Below are 17,767 nucleotides of genomic sequence, written 5' to 3'. Positions count from 1 at the left end.
TTTTATTTAAACCTCAAGCCGCAAAGAATCTAGTGCACCATGTTTTTTCGCCAGCGATTTTTTTCGCCTATTCACAGCTTGCTTTACCTCATCCTCACCATAGTGAAATGCGGCATGCTTTGCATGGCTGGATTCAGGGGATCCACTAAGAAGTGCCACAGCGTGCTCCTCCGGGCTTCCCGAAAGATGATACAACGGAGAAAAAAATAGATGCCTTGAGTAAGAATTAAGAATTTCTCTTGTCATCGTAACTCCCACAGCGTCCCTTAGATTTTTTGATATCCACTCTTTACTCATCTGAATCATCAAGTCGTTTTTTCGGGCTTGAGAGGGTTTCGCGGCCTTCACAGATGCATTATCAGAAGATTTTTTACCAGATACCTTTGTTCGATTTTTCCCCGTAGCTTTTCCAGTAGAACCATTACCATCTTTGACCTCTTCAATAGGTTCCAAAAGATCGCTTAATTGAGGTTCACCGGAAACACCGAGTTTTGAATTAATGCTCGGCTTACGAGTATTATTGGGTCTTCTCAAAAACTTCGGAGCATCCTCATTCTTGCTTGCTTTTGCCTCGACAATGGCAAATTTTCTTCCTGCGTTCGTCGCGGGATCTGCTCTCCATACAGCGTCAATGCCTGTGCCGTTAGCAGGATCCGACAACTTATAAAGAATATTGTGACTTTTCGGGCTCCCTCCTTTAGAGAGCTTACCCAGTTTACTTGCGCTTGGTTTCCCTTCTAACCATTTTCCGTCAGCTCCCTTGTCGTGGCCATCCCAATCTTTACCCCAGCCAAATTCCACTGCACAAATGTAGTCGGCGATATGTTCTCCGCTTACACCCAAACCCTCGTTGGAAATGTGATAACTCTTCTTTTCTGTTTTGTTTCTATCTATAGAGTTAGGTCGAGTTTCACTCGCGCCGCTTTTACCTTGCGTTGCGACTGAAGGATCTTTACCCGCTGGCTTATGACCTTTGGCCGACTTGCTTGAGCCCGATGCCATAGCCGAACTATTGCGCTGCATTCCTTTCCACTTAAGTAGACGCTTCTCAACAATACCTATCATCTCAGGCATGTTGTCGCGCGCAGTAGCAAGCACAGTAACGATAGTAGATTGAGTCCAAGCAGGTAAGCTTTTATAAGTAGAGGATCCTTTCACTCCGCTGATAATATCGTCCAGCTCTGCGCGCAACTTTGATGCATCAAAAATTTGCTTTAGCAATTCTTCTGGACTAGTTTTTACACCACACTCATCTAACACGAAACGCAGGAGATCAAATAGTACTGGCGCGAAACGCTGAGGGTCGCGATTGACTATACGCAAGCTCTTCTTGAGTCCGTCACCCGGACCGGGAATCCAACCGATGACAGCCATCAGCAAATCAAACTTTGCGTCCTCTTTACCCTCTGCAGTTCCAGCATTGTAGAGATCAATGGAGGACTCCACAGTATCGTAAGCATCAATGGCTTGGCCTAGGAATGGCACTGCACCCAAAGCAATGCCTTTTGCCAGTTCAACAGCAGCCTCTTGGTAAGCGGCTTTACGATCTTCATCGCCTGCGGCATTCGTCGCGTTTAAATCCTCACTCATTTCAGCCTCCCTGCGGCTTGCTCAATCAATGCTTGTAAATCAACTTGAGCTGGGTCCAACCCAAGTTTTCGCAGGTCTGAATTGACCTTGTCATCGGTACTCTCAACTACTTTGACTGACTCACGGTCGAAGGGTCGCGGGTCTTCACCGTAATAAACTTCAATTGGACCTGGTGGCACATCTTCCAGTCGAGCGAATCCCTTAGCATCCAGGATACCTTCACGGCTAGACCCATTAGCGAACTCGACACGATAAGAGGCACCTGACACAGGTTCAAGATTGCTTTGGTGCAAATTCAATTCAAGCCACGTTGGATTGGCTTTCCCCGCCTCTAGCACCGCCCCAGCTTTCGCTGCGTCAGCCAGTCCGGGCAAACCTGGAACTTTGATACCAATTCCTGAACCAGTTCCAGCAGCACCTCCAGCATTGATCTTGATCACCGGCCCAACCACCGTAACCCCACCGCCATCGAGCTTGATAAAGCTCCCACCGCCAAGAATGGTCAGCTCCGTCCCCGCCTCAATAACAATCTTGTCCCCAGCCTTAAGGTGAATCTCTTTCCCCACACTGGTCAGTTGCGCAGTCCCGAGCTTCACATGCTGGTTCTGCCCAATCGTCAAATGATCATCCAGCTTCGCTTCAATCTTGCGGTCGGAAATCGTCGTGCGGTGTTCTTCAGCCTTCAGCTCGGTGTAGGTGTTCTTCACCACCGTGTCGTGACGTTCATTGCCGACCCGAATCTTCTGGTCATGCTCAACGTTCTCATCCCAATCGCGCTGCGCATGGATGTAGATCTGCTCGGCACCTTTCTTGTCTTCGATGCGCAGTTCGTTGTACCCACCACCACCCGGCGAGCTAAGCGTTTTGAACACGCTGCGAGTCTTGTTCGCCGGCAGTGCATACGGCACCGGGTTTTCCTTGTGGTACAGGCAGCCGGTCACCAGCGGTTGGTCGGGGTCGCCTTCGAGGAAGGTGACGAGGACTTCCATGCCGATGCGCGGGATGCTGATCGCACCGTAGCGGTCGCCGGCCCAGGAGCTGGAGACGCGTAGCCAGCAGCTGGTTTTGTCGTCGGCGAGGCCTTCGCGGTCCCAGTGGAACTGCACTTTGATGCGGCCGTACTGGTCGCAGTGGATTTCTTCGCCTTTGGGGCCGGTGACCATGGCGGTCTGGCTGCCAAGCACACGCGGTTTCGGGTGTTCGAGGGCCGGGCGGTAGAACACGTCCCACGGGGTGGCGAGGAAGGTGTTGCGGTAGCCTTGGTGGAAGTCGTCTTTGTTGTCGGTGGTGTCGCTGGTCACGCCTTCTTCGAGGACTTGCGGCTGTTTGCCTTCGTGGAAGATTTCCGTGAGCAGCCACAGGTCGTTCCACTCGCTGCGCGGGTGGTCGGACATTTCCATGAAGTGGCCGCTGACCAGTCTGGTCTGGTCGCCGCGACCTTCGGCCTGGCGGTAGTCGGCGCGGTGGCGTTCGAGGGCGCGCTGGCTGAGGAACTTGCCGCGCGCGCGGTCGATGAAGCGGCCCGGGTAGTCGTAATCTTCCAGATCCGGCTCGGTGCTGTCGCCGTCGGGTTTGTACGCCGCTTCCATTCGCAGGCGCGGTTTTTCGAAATCGTAGTCGCGGCGAGTGGTGCGCGTGGTGCGGGTTTCCAGACGCAGTTTGAAGGCTTTGATCACCGGCTCATCGGCGACCATGCCGCTGCCCTGTACGTACGCAGTCGGCTGACCGAGATTCTGGAACACGGTCTGGTCGTCGCCGAAGACCAGCAGGTGGGCTTTTTCGCTGTGCTGGAAGTGGTAGTGAATGCCCTCTTCTTCGCACAGACGCTGGACGAAATGCAGGTCGGTTTCGTCGTACTGCACGCAGTAGTCGCGATCCGGGCACGGCTGGCTAAGCTGGAAGCTGTAGGCGTTGCTCTTGATGCCGTGCTCTTCGAGGATCAGCGCAATGATTTTCGGCGCGGACATCTGCTGGTAGATACGCTGGTTGGTGCGGTGATGCAGGTATTGCAGTTGCGGCACGATCGAGACTTTGTAGCGGGTCAGGCGCTTGCCGGCATCGCCCTGGGCGACGCGGTAGATCTGCCCGTGAATGCCCGAGCCCTGTGGATCGAATGCCAGAAACGCCTGCTTGTGCAGCAGTTGTTCGAGGTCCAGATCGGGGTTTTCGCTGACCAGTTCGAGGTCGAAGCGATACGCCTGGCTGATGCCTTCGGTGCCGGTGAACGACAGCACTTGCAGGTCGCCGACGTAGTCTTCGACCTTGAGGCTGAAGTGGGTTTCGTTAGCTGAGTTGAACATCGTGTGCTCCCTGTTCGAATATCATCCGTTACGCCCGAAGTCGCAGACGTTGCAGCCAGGACGAAGTGGCGCCCAAGGCGTCACGCAATTGTTGGGCAGTGATGGTGCGTTCTGCCGGGTTGAAGCTCAGCGCGGTTCGCAGCGCTTGCCAGCCGTGCTGGGGTAGATTCGCTGGGGCGCGCAGTTCGCGCTCCAGATGCTCGTCGCGGGCCTGGGCCGAGGGCAAGCGGCGGAACGGGTGTTTGCCGCCCGCCAGTTCATAGATCACGCAGGCCACGCCGTACACGTCCGCGCTGGCCGACAACGGTTGGCCCTCAAGCAGTTCGGGGGCGGCGTAGCCCGGGGTCCAGGCGTTGAAGCGCTCGCGGCTCAGGTGCGGCAGGCCGGGCAAGGTGCCCTCCTCTGCCTGCCCCAGACCGAAGTCGAACAGGCGCAGGCCGTCTTCGCTGAGCATGACGTTGCTCGGCTTCAGATCACCGTGCAGCACGCCGCGACGGTGGGCGTAGGCCAGCGTGTCGAGCAGCGGCAGGACGATGTCGCGCAGTTCTTGCCACGGCAGGCCGAGGGGCCGCTCGCAGAGCAATTTGTCCAGGGTGAGGCCACGCATGTATTCCATGGTGATGAAGGCCCGCTGGCAGTCGGTGTCGACTTCAAAGGTGTGTGCACGCACGACGTTGTCGTGGCGCAGGCGTCGGGTCAGGGCGAACTCGCTGTAGAGCAAGGCACTGGCGTCCGGCGATTCGGCAAATTCTTCGCTGAGGATTTTCAGCGCAATGTAAGGGTCGGGATCGCCGAACTGCTCATGCAGCAGATCCCGCGCCCGGTAAACGGCGCCCATGCCACCGGCCCCGAGCAGACGCTCGAGGTGGTAGCGACCGGCGAGTACATCCGGCAGCGCACCGATGCTGGCCTTGGTCGGCGCCAGCAACGGTTCGGCCTTGTTGCCCTTGGCGAAGGCGAAGTAGGTCAGGTTGCTGGCCTGTTCTTCGCTGATCAGCAGGTCATCGATGGGCGATTCGAGTTCACTCATTGGCGGATCACCACGGCAGTCAGGTTGTCGCGCGCGGCGCCCCGCAGAGCGCCGTCGAACAAACGTTCCAGCGCGACATGCGGCGCGCTGAGGCTGAGGGCGTTGCCGAGGGCATCGCTGCTCAGGCCCTGATACAAACCATCGCTGCAGAGCAAAAACACATCGCCCGGATAGACCTCGAGTTCAAGCACATCCAGGGTCAGTGTGTCGGCGGCGCCGACGGCTCGGGTGAGTGCCTGAGCCGCCGGGTGCGCTGCCGCCTGTTCGACGCTCATTTGCTGCTCGTCGATCAGCTGCTGTTGCAGCGAATGGTCCTTGGACAGCTGATACAGCCGCTGCCCGCGCCACATGTAGCAACGACTGTCGCCGGCCCAGATGCAGGCCGCGCGATTGCCTTCCACCAGCAGCGCGACGACGGTGCTGCCCATGATGCTGTCGTGACGTCCGGCAGTGACCGTCAACTCCTGCCCCAAGCGCCGGTTCAGCCAGTGCAGGCACTGGCGGATGGCTTTGAGGCGTTCGTCGAAGTCCTCGTGTTGCGGCAACTCAGCCAGGCTGGCGACGATCAACTGGCTGGCGATGTCGCCACCCTGATGACCGCCCATGCCGTCCGCGACCACCCACAGCCCCTGCTGCGGCGAGTCGAGGAAGGCATCTTCGTTGCGCGCCCGCACCTTGCCCGGGTCGGTACGCGCCGCGCTGCGCCAGGGACTGGCCACCAGCATCAGAGCTGCACCGGCATACGGAAGGTGCGCAGCACGCCCATGTCGAACGGGTTCGGCGTGCGCTGGCTGGTGAGCAGGTAGTTGGCGCGCAGACCGCCCACGTCGGCTTTCAGTACCAGCACGTCACGACCGTTCAGGTACTCGGTCTGCATCAGGTCGAACAAACGGAACAGCGACCATGGGCCGGAATTCTTCTCGATCCCGATCGGGCGTCCGGCCATCTTGTCCATGACCAGGCTGGTGCGACCGTCTTCAGCATCGGTCGGCCACTTGAAGGTCATTGGCAGGATCGGGCCGTGACGGTACTCCATGGTCTTGTCGCCGAACTTGAATTCGGAGCGACTGACCGCCGGATCGAGGGTGTACGGTTCAAGCTTGAACTGCACGGTCGGCTCGGCCGGGTTGATCGAGAAGAAGCTCTGGCGAATCGTCTGCGCCGCCGCCATCTGATCGAGGTAGACCTTCGATACCGGCAGGCTGTGACCGTCGACGCTGCGCATGCGGTAGTTGCCCGGATCGCCGCTGACGAATGGACGCATGTAGCTGTCGAAGAAGCGGTCGACGGTACCTTGCGCACGGAAGAACTCACGGAAGTCGCTGATCGCCACGTCGCTGGTGCTGCTGGCGCTGAACGGATAGCGCTTGCTGATGGTTTTGCCGTACACGCTGTACAGCTCGTTCTGATAACGGCCGTTCAGGTATTGATAGGCATCGTTGAGCACCAGACGCCACGAGTCTTCGGCCAGCACGTTGAACCACACGCTCAGCGGACGCGGCAGACGACCGGAGGCATTGCGCAGGTTGGTCAGCGCATCACGCTGGCCGCTCATGCGCGTCTTGGCCATCTCGAATGCCGCTTGCTCCGGCGTGCTGGAACGGGCCAGACCGGCCAGTTGCAGTTGCAGGTCGTTGAGCGCGCTGAACGCTGGCGTCAGGTCAGCGCCCGGGCCGTTGTTGTCATCGAGCAGACGATGCAGCGGTTCGAAGCGGCGTTGCAGGGATTTCTTCGCGGTGTCCGGCAGGTTTTTCGCCACGTTCAGCGCCGAAGCCTTGTCGGCGGCAGCCGCAGCGAGTTTGCCGACCTTGCCCATTTTGCCTTTCTGTCCGGCCAGCGCATCGGCAGCTTCGCCGGCTTCATCGACCGGATCAGGCGCAGCTTCGAAGCGGGTGTTTTCACGCACTTCGGTGAGCAATGCGAGGACCGGCGAGTTAGCCGAAGTCAGGCCCGCCAGTTGCTCGGCGCCTTCGCCAGCGTCGCTGATCGGTGGCAATGCGACCTGGCCAACGGCTTCGCTCCAGTAGTTGGCGTAGTCGCGGAAGTACAGCTGCTCAAGCTCGACCATCAGGCGACGCAAGTCCATGTCGCTGATGCCCGCGCCTTCGCCCAGCACCCAGTTGTCGCGCAGGATATCGGTGACCAGCGCGGCGCCCTGCACCGAGAAATACTGCTGATAACCCTGTTGGGTGTAGAAACCCGGGATCACGTATTCAGTGCCGATGAACAACGAACCTTGCGGGCCGAGGTGCTGGCTGAAGCGGTAGTCCGGCAGGTTGCGCGCCTGCTCGCGGAGCATGCGGTAAACCACGTTGGCCAGCGATTCGCTGCGCAGGACCTGACGCGCCTGCGTCACCAGTTGATCGTTCAGCGGGTAGATGAACGGCTGCTGGAGCAAGCGCTCGAGGTGCGTGTTCAGACCGTTCTGCACCGCGGTGTTGCCGGTGTAGCGCTGCGACCAGTCAGTGGCGACCCAGTCCTTGAGCCACGCCGCGTCGCGACGATCCTTCATGTTCAGCATCAGGTACGCGCGCAGGCTGTTGAGCAGGCGATCGCGGTCCTTCATGTTGGCGCGGATCTGCCCTTCGAGCATGGTCGCCACCCGTGGCAGCAACTGCGCTTCCAGCTCACGCTCGTAGGCGGTTTTCACCACCGGGTTGATCTCTTCGCCCTGATACAGGCCGCCACGCTCGTGGTACGAGACGTCGCCCTTGCTCGGGAACACCTGAGTCGCGGCGTAGCTGGTGTCGAGGACTTTCAGCACACCCATGGCGTCATCGCGCGGCGTCACGGCCGAGCGTTGCTGGGTCCAGTTCTGCGCCAGCGTGCGCAGGTTTTCCAGACGCTCGTAGTTGGCCGAGAAACCACCGGCCCAGAGCATGCCGAACAGTGCCAGTGCCGCCAGTGCACCGACGTACAGCGCACGCTGGCCCCAATGAATGCGGCTGCGCTCGCGCTTGTCCAGACCGGCCAGATCGGCCTCGGGGAAAATCACTTGGCTGAGCAAGTGGTGGATGAACCGCGAACGGCCGCTGCGCAGAGTCGGCAGCACGCCGGCGTTCATGCCCAGGCTGGCGCCGATGCCGGCGGTGGTCGAATCCATTTCCTGGGTCAGGTGCGGTGCGCTGGTCAGGTAGAAGCCGCGCAGTTGCGTCGCGCGCTGATAACGGTTGCCGGTGAACGCCATGTCGACGAACAGGCACAGACGCTCGCCGATCTGCCCCAACTGATGCGGGAAATCGAGGATGCGCCCACGGCGCTGAGTATCGCGCTCGGAGTGCATGCGCATGATCACTTGGCTGTTCAAGCGGCGCAGCAGCTCTTCGAACTCGTTGCGCAGAACCGTGACGTCGGTGCCGACCTGATCCTTGCGGAAACTGGTGCCGAGCACCTGATCGCTTTCTTCGCGGGTCAGTTGATCGAAGAATTCGTCGAAGCCGAGCAGCTTGTCCGCCTTGCTCAGGACCAGATACACCGGCACATCGACGTGGAGTTTCTGATGCACGTCCTGCAAACGACTGCGCACCTGGCGCGCGAGGGTCTCGATGTCCTGCTCGCTGCCGCCGGTGAGGGTTTCCACCGGAATGGTCACCAGCACGCCGTTCAACGGACGGCCGCGACGACGCTTGCGCAGCAGTTCCAGCAGGGTTGTCCAGGCGTTGCCGTCGACTTCCGCGTCCGGTTGAGTGGTGTAGCGCCCGGCGGTGTCGATCAGGACACCGTGATCGGCGAAATACCAGTCGCAATGACGGGTGCCGAGGGTGTCGCGGGTCAGCTTGCGGTCGATCTTGTTGATCGGGAATTCCAGACCGGAGAAGTCCAGCAGGCTGGTCTTACCCGAGGCCTGCGGACCGATCAGCAGGTACCACGGCAAGTCACTGCGCCAGCGCTCGCTGCGACCGCGATACAGGCTCGACGTCTTCAGGGTTTTCAGTGCGTCCTTGAACCGCGCCTTCAACTCTTTCTGTTCTTCGTCGATCAGCTCTTCGCGGCGAATGCGGTCCTGGCCGTCCTCGCTTTCCTCCTCGGCTTTCTTGCGGATACCCGCGCGCCAGCTGACGAAGACCATGGTCAGGCCCCAGATCAGGAACAGCACGCTGATGGTCAGCAGGCGCGAGGTCGCGCTTTCCCAGAACTTGTAATCATCGACCGCCAACAACGGGCCGACGAACCACACCAGCAGCGCCACGAACAGCACCAGCAGCAAAGTCCAGACCCAGGTCTGGCGCAGGAAGGCGCCGACTTTCTTGAAAAACTTTTTCATCACACGTCCCTGTTTTACGGCTGCGCCTGCGGTTGTACCGCGGCTGGATCAAGCGGCTGATAAGGATGCAGAACGGTGTCGCGTTGTTCGCTCAGGACCCAGGCGAAGCCCGAATACATCACCACCAGGCAGACCAGAGTAAAGAGCACCACCATCCACGCCGGCACGATGCGCACCAGGTTGCGGCGCTGGTCGTTGAGGCCTTCCCAGTGCGGCGACAACTCGCGCGGCACGTCGCCACGCAACTGACGGATCTGCCGGTACAAGGCGTCGCGGATGCCTTCAAGCTCAAGCATGCCGCGCGCCTGGACGCGGTACTTGCCCTCGAAACCGAGGGACAGGCACAGGTACATCAGCTCGAGCATCGGCAGGTGCTTGACCGGGTTTTTCGACAGCCGATCGAGCAGCTGGAAAAACTTCTCGCCGCCGAAGGTTTCGTTGTGGAAGCTGCTCAGCAGGCTCATCTGCGACCATTCGCTTTCGTTGCCCCACGGCGTGGTCACGACAGCTTCGTCGACCACGGTGCAGAGCACGTAACGCGCGGCCATCACCTGGCTGCTTTCCGCACCGTTGTGCAGGGCGCGCACTTCGAACAACTTCAGCCCGGCGGTCAGCCGCTCATTCAGCGCGTACAGGTCTTCGCGGGTCTCGCTGTGCTTGAGACGCACCACTTCCGAGAGCAGATCGGACGAGGCCGCGACCAGCGAGTTGAGGCTGATGTTGAACGCCTCCGCCGGACGCAGGCGCGCGGCGTAGATCATGCGTTCTTCCAGTTGCTCGAAACGCGGCGGCGCGGCGAAGTCGGTCAGCGGACTCGATGCCGGTCCGTGGCCTTGACGATCGAGCAGGACGGTTTTGTCGTCCTGGTTGTAATCCGTTTCCTTGATCATGTCGGTCAGTTCCTGATGGCCCAGAATTTCAGTTCAAGCTCGGCGAATTCGCCGGACACGTGGAACGCGAAACCGCCGGAGCGTTCGAGTTGTGCCAGGTCTTCGGAACTGAGTTCGAGAATGAAATAGGTTTTGTTCGAGTGGAACGCGATCTGCCGTGGGGCCACCGGCAACGGTTTGACCTTGATCCCCGGCAAGTGCAGGTTTACCAGTTGGCGGATGCGCTCCACCGGGCCGACCTTGAGGTGCTGCGGCAAACGCTGACGCAGTTCTTCGGAGTCGCAGTTGGCACTGGCTGCCAGCACGAACGAAGCCGAGCCGAGCAGTTTGTGATCGTGCAACGGCGAAACAATGATGCCGTACTGACGCGCCTGCAGGATCAGTTCGATGGCGTGCTGTTCGAGCACCATCGACAGCACCTGACGGATCGCTTCCATCAGTTTGCGAAAGCTTGCGCCCTGATCGGCGTGGGAATAGCGGCTGTCCAGGCGCGGGCGTTTGCTCTCGCCGGAGAAGGTCGCCAGATCGCCGAGCATGGTCAGCAGCGTGCGGTACAACTCTTCCGGATGCACTTGTTCCAGACCGAGGTAATGGCGCAGCAGCAGTTCGGTGCGGTTGATCAGTTGCAGCATCATGAAGTCGCCGACTTCAGCGCCGCCGACCTTGCCGTTGGAGCGAATCCGCTCGGCGATGGTGTCGCCACGGTGGCTGAGCATGCTGATGACTTCTTTCAGGCACGACAGCAGGTAGCTGGAGGCGTGGGCCTGAATGTAGGTCGGGACGAAATCCGGGTCGAGGCTGATGACGCCGTCGGGCGTGGTGTCGAGCACGTCGCAGATTTTCAGCTTCACGTAGGCCTGATCGCTCTGCTGCTCGCCGAGCAACAGTTTGAAGTCCGGCCGACCGCAGCTGACCTGGCTGGCGGAATCATCGCCGGCGTTGGAGTCGGCGACTTCGGCGTCATACGCGGTGTAGCGCGCGAGCACGTCCGATTGCTCCGGGCGCCGGGCCTCGATGTGGTTGCCGGTGACCAGCGGCAGCGCCAGATAGATCGGCGTGTTGCCGGTGTTCGGCGGCACGTCCAGCGCCAGCGGCTCGGTGTTGCCACCGAGTTCGAACAGGCTGCCGTCCGGCAGAATCCCCGAGGCTTCACTGATCACCAGTTTGCCCATGTTGAGGAACTGCAAGTCGATTTCCAGATTGAGAAAACCCCAGGTGTAGCCACCGAGCAATTGCGTGCGGGTTTTCATCTGGTGATCGTAATAACGATCGTTGTGCTGGAAGTGCTGCGGTCGCAGCAGCATGCCTTCCTGCCAAATGACTTTATGGGTGTTCATGATCAGTCATCCGCCTTGGCGAGCACTTGTTGGGTGTTGCGGATACCGGCCTGATCGAGGGTCAGATCAGCCTCGGTGAGTTCCAGCGGAGTGATCTGCACGGTGTGCCGCCACTGGGTATCCGGCAGGTCGCGATAGGCGGCGAGGATGCCCACGTAACGGCTGCCCTCCTCCACGCTGAGTTTCAGTTCCACGGTTTCGCCCGGGCGCAATTCGAGTTCTTCGCTGGCCACCAGATCCGGGTTGAGGGATTCCTTGGCGCGCTCGTAGAGGCTGAAGAAATCAGCGTTCTCGAAGGTCACCGGGTGCTTGAGTTCGAACAGGCGCACGACGATCGGCGACGGCCGCCCGTTGAGGTCCGGGTTGAGCTGATCGCTGCCGGTCAGTTTGAGGTTGATCTTGGTCACTTTCGAGTATGGCGACAGCGACGAGCAACCGGCGAGCAGCACCAGCACGGTGAGCGCAGTCAGCGTCTTGAAAAAAGCGGTCGAGCGGCGAGACATGCGCATCATCCTTGGTGGTCGGTGTGGAGGGTGGAGATCAGACGAATCTGTTCTTCGTAAGCCTGAGCAAAGTCGCGGGCCAGCAGACGCTCGCTCCAGTCATCGTCCTGACGCAGTGCCTGGTGGTAGCGGCCGAATGCTCTCCAGCGCCCGCCCGAAGTGGCGATCAATGGCTTGCTGTCACGCTCGAAACGCAGGGTCAGCTGCTCCGGCGAGAAGTGCTCCAGCGTGCCACGCACAGCAGCGCGACTGGCGGTCAGCAGTGCCACTTGATGCGCCTGCAGGTCGCGGAATGCGCGGGAGATCGCTTGCTCGGCGGGCAGATGGCCAGGCTTGCTTGGCTGCAACAGAATCTGCAGTGCTTCGCTCGGATCGACGGCGAATTTCAGCGGGTTCTTGTTGGTGCCTTGCACGGTGGTCTGGGCCAGACGCAATTCGTTTTTCAGCTCGGAGCGGGTGCGCAGGCTCTGCTGCAAACCGCCGATGCTCTGGCGCAGCAGGCGCGCAGCGTTGAGCGCCAGCGCTTCGCGTTCGTCGTGGCTGAGGCCTTTGACGTCGACGCCCAGCGCCGCGCCGAAGTGTTCCCAGAAACCTTCGCTCTGACGCTCGACGGCTTTCGGTGCAGGCGCCGGCTCAGGCTCGACCGGGGCGGCGATCAGCTCCGGGACCATCAGGCTTTCCATGTCGATGCGCGCGTAGTCGGCACGTTGACGGGAGTCTTCCGGCTTGGCGGTGGGCGACAGCAGTTCGTCGATTTCCGAGTAGACGCGCTCTTGCTGTTCGAGGGCATTGAGCGGGTCGAGGTCGAGGAACGCGTCATCCGGAATGATGCTGCCAGCGGCACGCGGACGGCCGACTTCGCCGTCGAAGGTCGCCGGGTCACGGACCAGCCGCGCGCGGATCTCGAAGTCGCCGAGAATGTAGGTGCTGCCGTGCTCGATGCGCACCGGCTCGCCCTTGTGCAGGCGCGCGCCGCTGCTGCCGTCCTGGACACCGTTGCTGCTGGTGTCGGTAAGGAAGAACGAGCCCTCGCGGTAGCTGACAATCGCGTGATGATTGGACAGGTGCCGCTTGCGGTCAGGGATGATCCAGTCGCAGTCCTCGCCGCGCCCGATCACACCGCCGGCCTGCTTGAAGGTCCGCTGGCACAGCTCGGTGGGCACGAACTGCTTGGTGTTCAGCATTTCGAAAACCAATTCCATGTTTGATGCTCCTTGCGGTCACTTGCCGCGATTGACCGCTTGCGGATCACCCAACGGGCGATAGTCGTTGTCGTTGAATTTGTAATTGCCGCTACAGCCGCCAAGGCCGCATAGAACGACGAGGGTCAGCAGGACAGCGTGCCAGTGACGAACAGACATCAGAGGGTCTCCAGGTGTAGACAAAGCACAAAGCGCCGACCCTTGCGGGCGGCGCTGAAATAAGTTTTTGAGGTGGGCTCGAAGCCTCTAGATCGAGGCCTTGCGCCATAGCCTGGAGGTACGGCGACCTCCCGCGGCGAGGGGACTTGTCCCCGTTGGGGCGCGCAGCGCCCCCATAACCTGCCAGCGCGATTTCTCAGTGAAACCGTATGTACCGGACTGCGACTGCTGCGCAGCCGGACGGGGATAAATCCCCTCGCCACAGGGTATGTGTTGGGTTCGAAGAAGTGCTGTAGCTCAACCATCAAAGTCACCCAAATTGATATTCAGGCGCCCGAGGCGGTACAGCAGCGTGCGCCGTGGCAGGCCCAGTTCGCGGGCCGCGAGGGTCTGGTTGCCGTCGTTCTTGCGCAGGCAATCGAGCAGCAAAGTGCGCTCGACCTGCTCCAGGCGTTCGCGCAGATTCAGGCCGCTGTTGTCTTCCGGCATCGCTTCCAGGCGCAGGGAAAAATGCTCGGCGAGCAACTCGCCGCCCTCGCAGAGCAACACCGCGCGCTCGACCAGTGCCTTGAGTTCGCGAACGTTGCCGGGGAAGTTGTAGCCGCACAGATGCTCCAGCGCCGAATCCGACCAGCGCACCGGGTCACGCTGCAAAAACGTGCAGGTCTTCTCGGCGAAATGCCGGGCCAGATCGAGGATGTCGCCTTCGCGCTGACGCAGGGCCGGCAGCTCGATCGGGAATTGTGCGAGGCGGTAGTACAAGTCCTCGCGGAACTTGCCTTCGCTGACCAGCGCCGCCAGATCACGGTGCGTCGCGGCGATGATGCGCACGTCGATTTTGTGCGTGTCGTTGGAACCCAGCGGACGGATCTCGCCTTCCTGCAACACGCGCAGAATCTTCGCTTGCAGCGACAACGGCATGTCGCCGATTTCATCGAGCAGCAACGTGCCGCCATTGGCCGCGTCGAACAGCCCCGCACGATCGCGATCGGCACCAGTGAAGGCGCCTTTGCGATAGCCGAACAGCTCGCTTTCCAGCAGGTTTTCCGGGAACGCCGCGCAGTTCTGCACGATGAACGCCTGGGAGCGACGCGGGCCGCAATCGTGAATCGCCCGCGCCACCACTTCCTTGCCGGTGCCGGTCTCGCCACGCAACAGCACGGTGTACGGGCTGTGGAGGATCTTGCTGATCAGCGAGTAGGTCTGGCGCATCGCCGCGCTTTTACCGATCAGGCCGTAGCCGCTGATGCTCGGCACGCTGCGAGTGGCGGTGGCCGATTCGGCGGCTGGCTGACGCAGGCGTTGCAGCAGATGCAGTTGGCCGAGCACGAACGAGCCGAGCTGGCCAAGGGAGTCGGCGAAACCCTGCAAGTCAGTGCGACGACGACTGGCACACAGCAGCAAGCCCTCAACCGACTTGTGCTGATTGACCAGCGGCACGCACAACAGCGACTGCCACGGCGTGCTCGCCGCTGGCAGAAAACTGGTTTCGTGCAGGCTGCCGGTCAGGTCGTCGAGGCACACCACGCGGTTCTGGCACAGGGCGAATTGCAGCAGTTGTTCACCGTTGTAATCCGCCGGCAGGCTCGCCGCCTGACGCGGTTGCAGCGCGCCGTCGAGGCACTCGGCATTCATCCCCAGGCAGGTGTGGGTGGCGTCGAGCAGATACAGCTGCGTCAGTTCGCAGCCACTCAGTTCGGCCAGGCCACGGACGAATTCACTCAGCAGCGCAGCACTGTCCGCCGCGCGCGAAAGACTGGCGAACTGCGCCAGCAACGCTTCGGCATAGACCAGTGGCTGCGGCACTTGAGTGAACATCACGCCCACCTCAGACGAACTCGCAGGTCACGCTGGAGTTGCCGTCGAGCGTGGCATGCACACGCTTGAGGCTTTCGCCGGTCGCCATCGCATCGAGCAGACGATCGGCCACCAACGGCAGCACGTGTTGATCGAGCAGATGATCGATCAGGCGCGCACCGCTTTCGCTTTGCGTGCAACGCTCGGACAGGTGATCGACGAGGTTCTGGCACCAGCTGAACTCCAGCTGACGACGGTTCAGGCGCTCGCCGAGACGGCCGAGTTTGATTTCGATCAGCTCGCGCAGCACCGGGCCGCCCACCGGGTAGTACGGCACCACTTTCATCCGCGCCAGCAGCGCCGGTTTGAAGTGTTTGCTGAGCACCGGGCGAATGGTTTCTTCGAGCACTTCGGCGGTCGGCCGCGCGCCGTCTTCGCAGAGTTCGCTGATCTTGTCGCTGCCAAGGTTCGAGGTCATGAGGATCAACGTGTTGCGGAAGTCGATCTCGCGACCTTCGCCATCGTTGGCCACGCCTTTGTCGAAGATTTGGTAGAACAGGTTGAGCACGTCCGGGTCGGCCTTCTCGACTTCATCGAGCAACACCACCGAATACGGCTTCTGACGCACCGCTTCGGTGAGCATGCCGCCCTCGCCGTAACCGACGTAGCCCGGTGGCGCGCCAATCAGACGCGAGACGGTGTGCTTTTCCTGGAACTCGGACATGTTGATGGTGGTGATGAAGCGGTCGCCGCCGTACAACAGGTCAGCCAGGGCCAGCGCGGTTTCGGTCTTGCCGACGCCGCTCGGCCCGACCAGCAGGAACACACCGACCGGTGCATCAGGCTTGTTCAGGCCGGCAGCGGTGGCGCGCATCGAACGATCCAGCGCGTGCACGGCTTGTTCCTGACCACGGATGCGGGTGCGCAAATCGGTGGCGAAACTGGCGACCTTGGCGTTGTGCTCGCGGGCCAGTTGCGCCAATGGCACGCCGGTCCAGGCGCTGATCACTTCGGCGACCAGACGCGGGCACACTTCGAAGCTGACCAGGCGTTCTTTGACTTGCGCGGCAGTCAACGCGGCGTGGGTTTCATGCAGCTGGGCTTCCAGCGCTTCGACGCTCTGGCCTTCTTCGACTTCGGCGACCACGGTTTCAATCACGGTGCCTTCGGCGTCTTCTTCCACGCTGACGGTCGGCTCGACCGCTGCGGCTTCGCGGGCCTTGGCCAGTTGCTGACGCAGTTCCAGCAGACGCTCAGCCAATTCTTTTTGCTCAGTCCACAAAGTCTCGAGCGCAACCATCTCGCTTTCGGCTTCGTCCAGCCGCGCCTCCAGTGCTTCCAGCGCTTCGTGGTCGATCAGCAGACCGGCTTCGGCATCGCGACGCAGCGCCTGACGCTGACGGCCACCTTCCGCCAGTTCGCCACGCAGGCGCTCGAGGCTTTCCGGGGCCGCAGCGAGGCTGATGCGCACGCGGGCGCACGCGGTGTCGAGGACGTCGACGGCCTTGTCCGGCAGTTGCCGACCGGCCAGGTAACGCGCGGACAATTCAGCAGCGGACACCACCGCGTCATCGCGCAGGTAGATGCCGTGGCTCTTCTCGTAGACCTGAGCCAGACCACGCAGAATGGTCACCGCTTCGCTCACGGTCGGTTCGTGCAATTGCACAGGCTGGAAGCGACGGGCCAGCGCCGGGTCTTTCTCGAAGTATTTCTTGTACTCGGCCCAAGTGGTCGCGGCGATGGTGCGCAGTTCGCCACGGGCCAGCGCCGGCTTCAGCAGGTTGGCCGCATCGGAACCGCCAGCGTTGCCGCCAGCACCGATCAGGGTGTGGGCTTCGTCGATGAACAGGATGATCGGTTTCGGCGAGGCTTTGACTTCATCGATCACGCCTTTCAAACGACGCTCGAATTCACCTTTGACGCTGGCTCCGGCCTGCAACAGGCCCATGTCCAGCGAGAGTAATTCAACGCCTTTGAGTACCTGCGGCACTTCACCGGCAGCGATGCGCGAGGCGAGGCCTTCGACGATGGCGGTCTTACCGACACCGGCCTCACCGACGACGATCGGGTTGTTCTTGCGGCGACGGGCGAGGATGTCGACCATCTGCCGGATCGCGCCGTCACGGCACAGCACCGGGTCGAGTTTGCCGTCGCGAGCCTGCTGGGTCAGGTTGTGGGTGAAACGCTGCAACAGCGATTCGCCCTGCGCCGCCGGTTTGCCGTTAGCCGCCGGTTGCTCTTGTTGCGACAGGGCAAATTCTTTCAGGCGATCGATGTTCAGCTTGGCGAGCAGCGGCTGATAACGGCTGCCGGCATAACGCATCGGGTTGCGCAGCAACGCCAGGATCAGCGCGGCGTCTTCGACCTGGGTCTGGCCCAGCTCGAGGTTGGCCACCAGCAGCGCGTCTTGCAGCCATTGCACCAGTTCCGGGGCGAACACCGGGTTGCGCGAAGCGCTGTGCTCGACCCGCGACTGCAATGCAGCGGTCAGTTCACCGGCGTCGACGTCAGCATCTTGCAGCGCGCGCGACAGCAAGCCGTTCGGGCGCTCGAGCAAGCCCAGCAGCAAGTCTTCAACGAGGATCTTGCTGCCGCCACGGGCGACGCAACGCTCGGCCGAACGTTCCAGATCACGACGGGTTTCGGCGTCCAGCGCCTGGATGAGTTGTTGCAGGTCTACGTTGATCATGGCTCA

The 17,767-nt window shown here is 61.0% G+C and carries 12 protein-coding genes; all 12 read right to left on the bottom strand.

Annotated features, from left to right (window positions below; genetic code table 11):
* Nucleotides 1–6 precede the first annotated feature (6 nt).
* A complete protein-coding gene (locus JWU58_RS01265; RefSeq protein ID WP_206421369.1) occupies nt 7–1,590 on the bottom strand; it encodes a hypothetical protein in 1,584 nt (527 codons plus the stop codon).
* Nucleotides 1,587–3,890 carry a type VI secretion system Vgr family protein gene (locus JWU58_RS01260; protein ID WP_206421368.1) on the bottom strand — a complete coding sequence of 768 codons (2,304 nt, stop codon included), beginning with the start codon at nt 3,888–3,890 and terminating at the stop codon, nt 1,587–1,589. Before JWU58_RS01260 ends, JWU58_RS01265 begins: the two co-directional genes overlap by 4 nt.
* 28 nt (nt 3,891–3,918) lie before the next feature.
* Complete coding sequence (locus JWU58_RS01255) at nt 3,919–4,920, bottom strand: serine/threonine-protein kinase (RefSeq protein ID WP_110599810.1); 1,002 nt, start codon at nt 4,918–4,920, stop codon at nt 3,919–3,921.
* Nucleotides 4,917–5,645, bottom strand: coding sequence for a PP2C family protein-serine/threonine phosphatase (locus tag JWU58_RS01250; RefSeq protein ID WP_071172094.1), 729 nt, complete (start codon nt 5,643–5,645; stop codon nt 4,917–4,919). Before JWU58_RS01250 ends, JWU58_RS01255 begins: the two co-directional genes overlap by 4 nt.
* Entirely contained in the window at nt 5,645–9,184 is a 3,540-nt protein-coding gene (gene tssM / locus JWU58_RS01245; protein WP_206421367.1) for a type VI secretion system membrane subunit TssM, read from the bottom strand. Before tssM ends, JWU58_RS01250 begins: the two co-directional genes overlap by 1 nt.
* Before the next feature lie 14 nt (nt 9,185–9,198).
* The gene (icmH, locus tag JWU58_RS01240; protein WP_016772511.1) at nt 9,199–10,074 is read right to left on the bottom strand and encodes a type IVB secretion system protein IcmH/DotU; all 876 of its coding nucleotides are present in this window, start codon (nt 10,072–10,074) and stop codon (nt 9,199–9,201) included.
* Between the two features lie 5 nt (nt 10,075–10,079).
* A complete protein-coding gene (gene tssK, locus JWU58_RS01235) occupies nt 10,080–11,411 on the bottom strand; it encodes a type VI secretion system baseplate subunit TssK (protein WP_016772510.1) in 1,332 nt (443 codons plus the stop codon).
* A gap of 2 nt (nt 11,412–11,413) precedes the next feature.
* Entirely contained in the window at nt 11,414–11,914 is a 501-nt protein-coding gene (tssJ, locus tag JWU58_RS01230; protein ID WP_016772509.1) for a type VI secretion system lipoprotein TssJ, read from the bottom strand.
* Nucleotides 11,915–11,919: 5 nt separating this feature from the next.
* The gene (tagH, locus tag JWU58_RS01225) at nt 11,920–13,116 is read right to left on the bottom strand and encodes a type VI secretion system-associated FHA domain protein TagH (protein WP_016772508.1); all 1,197 of its coding nucleotides are present in this window, start codon (nt 13,114–13,116) and stop codon (nt 11,920–11,922) included.
* 18 nt (nt 13,117–13,134) lie between these two features.
* Nucleotides 13,135–13,275, bottom strand: a complete 141-nt coding sequence (locus JWU58_RS01220) for a hypothetical protein (protein ID WP_003229566.1) — start codon at nt 13,273–13,275, stop codon at nt 13,135–13,137.
* 297 nt (nt 13,276–13,572) lie between these two features.
* Nucleotides 13,573–15,093, bottom strand: coding sequence for a sigma-54 interaction domain-containing protein (locus JWU58_RS01215; RefSeq protein WP_206421366.1), 1,521 nt, complete (start codon nt 15,091–15,093; stop codon nt 13,573–13,575).
* Nucleotides 15,094–15,103: 10 nt separating this feature from the next.
* The gene (gene tssH, locus JWU58_RS01210) at nt 15,104–17,761 is read right to left on the bottom strand and encodes a type VI secretion system ATPase TssH (RefSeq protein ID WP_024014823.1); all 2,658 of its coding nucleotides are present in this window, start codon (nt 17,759–17,761) and stop codon (nt 15,104–15,106) included.
* Nucleotides 17,762–17,767 lie beyond the last annotated feature (6 nt).

Origin of the sequence: Pseudomonas atacamensis (assembly GCF_017167965.1) — a bacterium.
Classification (GTDB): domain Bacteria; phylum Pseudomonadota; class Gammaproteobacteria; order Pseudomonadales; family Pseudomonadaceae; genus Aquipseudomonas; species Aquipseudomonas atacamensis.
Note: the sequence above shows the minus strand (reverse complement) of the source record. Positions and strands in the feature narration are given on the sequence as shown.

Excerpts from the sequence above, each read along its gene's own strand:
- JWU58_RS01265 (WP_206421369.1), bottom strand. The coding sequence starts at position 1,590 with ATGAGTGAGGATTTAAACGCGACGAATGCCGCAGGCGATGAAGATCGT.
- JWU58_RS01260 (WP_206421368.1), bottom strand. The coding sequence starts at position 3,890 with ATGTTCAACTCAGCTAACGAAACCCACTTCAGCCTCAAGGTCGAAGAC.
- JWU58_RS01255 (WP_110599810.1), bottom strand. The coding sequence starts at position 4,920 with ATGAGTGAACTCGAATCGCCCATCGATGACCTGCTGATCAGCGAAGAA.
- JWU58_RS01250 (WP_071172094.1), bottom strand. The coding sequence starts at position 5,645 with ATGCTGGTGGCCAGTCCCTGGCGCAGCGCGGCGCGTACCGACCCGGGC.
- tssM (WP_206421367.1), bottom strand. The coding sequence starts at position 9,184 with ATGAAAAAGTTTTTCAAGAAAGTCGGCGCCTTCCTGCGCCAGACCTGG.
- icmH (WP_016772511.1), bottom strand. The coding sequence starts at position 10,074 with ATGATCAAGGAAACGGATTACAACCAGGACGACAAAACCGTCCTGCTC.
- tssK (WP_016772510.1), bottom strand. The coding sequence starts at position 11,411 with ATGAACACCCATAAAGTCATTTGGCAGGAAGGCATGCTGCTGCGACCG.
- tssJ (WP_016772509.1), bottom strand. The coding sequence starts at position 11,914 with ATGTCTCGCCGCTCGACCGCTTTTTTCAAGACGCTGACTGCGCTCACC.
- tagH (WP_016772508.1), bottom strand. The coding sequence starts at position 13,116 with ATGGAATTGGTTTTCGAAATGCTGAACACCAAGCAGTTCGTGCCCACC.
- JWU58_RS01220 (WP_003229566.1), bottom strand. The coding sequence starts at position 13,275 with ATGTCTGTTCGTCACTGGCACGCTGTCCTGCTGACCCTCGTCGTTCTA.
- JWU58_RS01215 (WP_206421366.1), bottom strand. The coding sequence starts at position 15,093 with ATGTTCACTCAAGTGCCGCAGCCACTGGTCTATGCCGAAGCGTTGCTG.
- tssH (WP_024014823.1), bottom strand. The coding sequence starts at position 17,761 with ATGATCAACGTAGACCTGCAACAACTCATCCAGGCGCTGGACGCCGAA.